This window comes from Protofrankia sp. CiP1_Cm_nod1 (genome assembly GCF_920888515.1).
GTDB lineage: Bacteria > Actinomycetota > Actinomycetes > Frankiales > Frankiaceae > Protofrankia.
This window is the reverse complement of record NZ_CAKKTM010000293.1, coordinates 1-2,192: the sequence shown is the minus strand read 5'-3', so window position 1 is coordinate 2,192 and position 2,192 is coordinate 1. Positions and strand designations below refer to the sequence as shown.

At 74.5% G+C, this 2,192-nt stretch carries 1 protein-coding gene and 1 pseudogene; one reads left to right on the top strand and one right to left on the bottom strand.

What is annotated here, in order from left to right; genetic code table 11:
* Positions 1-187 (top strand): annotated as a pseudogene (locus NBX02_RS13230) (hypothetical protein); the annotation flags it as partial.
* A gap of 239 nt (positions 188-426) precedes the next feature.
* Here NBX02_RS13230 and NBX02_RS13225 read toward each other — a convergent pair.
* A complete protein-coding gene (locus NBX02_RS13225; protein ID WP_250286221.1) occupies positions 427-1,938 on the bottom strand; it encodes a carboxyl transferase domain-containing protein in 1,512 nt (503 codons plus the stop codon).
* Between the last annotated feature and the right edge of the window lie 254 nt (positions 1,939-2,192).

Genomic DNA, 2,192 nt, shown 5'->3' with positions numbered 1-2,192 from the left:
GGGGACGCGGCCGGGCGCCGAGGCCCAGGGTGAGGGCAGCGGGCCGGCCACGGCGGAGGCAGGCGGGCAGCCGGGTGCCGAAGCGGAGCAGGGCGGTGAGACGAGGGATTTCAGCCAGCCAGCGGAACCGTTCGGTGGGCCACGGCAACCGTTCGGTGGCTCGGAGGACCCGCAGCAAGAATCGTGAAACCGGTGGCAGGACCTATCGTGAGACCGGTGGAAAAACCGGTGATCGGGCTCTTCCGGCTGATTTTCCCGGACTGATTCCGGCCGGCCCGGATCCGGCCCGGCCGGATCCGGGCCGGTGCCAGCGTGGGTTCCGGGGCGCCGGCCGGGGAAATTCCCGGCCGTCGTCCCGAGGCATGTTCCCGGCGGGCCGCTCGCCGGGAACATGCCTGCCGGGAACATGCCTGCCGGGGGCTCCGGTTACAGCGGGATGTTGTTGTGGCCGCCGCGGGGGCCGGCCGTGGTGAGGCGCTCGTCCGCGGCGGGGTGTTCGGCCGCGGTGGCGAAGGTCCGCGCGAGGGTGCGGCGGGTGCGGGCCGGGTCGATGACCTCGTCGACGACGCCGAGGGACAGGGCGCGGTCGACACCCCCGGCGACCCGCTGGTGCTCGGCGACGAGCTGGGCGCGCAGCTCCTCGCGCCGCTCGTCGTCCGCGGCGGCGGCCAGCTTCCGGCGGTGCAGGATGCCGACGGCGGCCTCCGCCCCCATGACGGCGACCTCGGCCTGCGGCCAGGCGTAGACGGCGGTCGCGCCCAGCGAACGGGAGTTCATCGCGATGTACGCCCCGCCATAGGACTTCCGCGTGATCAGGGTGACGCGGGGCACCACCGCCTCGGCGAAGGCATGCAGCAGCTTCGCGCCCCGGCGGACCACACCGTCCCACTCCTGCCCGACGCCGGGCAGGTAGCCGGGCACGTCGACGACGACCAGCAGCGGCACGCCGAACGCGTCGCACATGCGCACGAACCGGGCGGCCTTCTCCGCGCTCAGCGAGTCCAGGCAGCCGCCCTTGCGGATCGGGTTGTTGGCGACGACTCCGACCGTGTGCCCGCCGAGGCGGCCGAGGCCGATGACGATGTTGGGTGCCCAGCGGGGCTGCAGCTCCTCGAAGGCGTTCCACGGCCCGGCGCCGTCGAGGATCTCCAGCAGCAGCGGGCGGACGTCGTAGGCGCGCCGCGCCGTCGCGGGCAGCAGCTCGCGCAGGTCCCGGCCGTCGTCCACGGTGTCCGGGTCGAAACGGCCGGGGCGGGTGAGCAGGCCGGTGATCCGGCGGGCCCGGACGAACGCGTCGTCCTCGGTGTCGACGGTGACGTGCACGACCCCGGAGCGGCGGCCGTGCGCGTCGACGCCGCCGAGGTCCGCCATGTCGATCTGCTCGCCGGTCACGCTGCGCACGACGTCGGGGCCGGTCACGAAGATCCGGCCGGACGTCGACATGATCACGATGTCGGTCAGCGCGGGGCCGTAGGCGGCGGCGCCGGCGGCCGGGCCGAGCACCACCGATATCTGCGGCACCCGGCCCGAGGCCCGGGTCATGGCCGCGAACATCCGGCCGGCGCCGTCGAGGGACTCGACCCCGTCCGCGAGCCGGGCGCCGCCGGAGTGCCACAGCCCGATCACCGGCCGGCCCTCGCGCACCGCCGTGTCGATGGCGTCGACGATGTGATGGGCGCCGCCGAGGCCGAGAGCGCCGCCCATCACCGTCGCGTCGGTGCAGTAGGCGAGGACGGGGGCGCCGTCGATCCGCCCGCGCACGGCGAGCACGCCGGTGTCGTCGGCGGGGTGCAGGGCGGTCACGGAGCCGGTGTCCAGCAGCTGGGCCAGGCGTGCCGCGGGGGCTCTCCGATCGGCCTGGACGTCGTCGTCGGCGGCGGGCCGGGGAAGAGCGATCCTGGCAACGGCGTCCTCGGGACGAGCCGTCAACCCTGTCATCTGCTGCCTCCTCCTGGCGAACCCCGGCGCATCCGGCGGGTTCGGCGAACAACGGTGAATGACGAACAGCGATATGTGGCGAACAGCGGTGAATGACGAACAGTGACGCATGGCGGACGCGGTGAAGTGCGGTGAAGTGCGGTGAAGTGCGGTGGGCGATGAGGCGGGACGAAAACGGCCGGCGCGCCCCGCGAGGCTCGGGTGGCCGGCCCGGCACGGGCCGGGCGGCTCGCCGCCACGGCCGGGCCCGGCCG

Excerpts from the sequence above, each read along its gene's own strand:
- NBX02_RS13225 (WP_250286221.1), bottom strand. The coding sequence starts at position 1,938 with ATGACAGGGTTGACGGCTCGTCCCGAGGACGCCGTTGCCAGGATCGCT.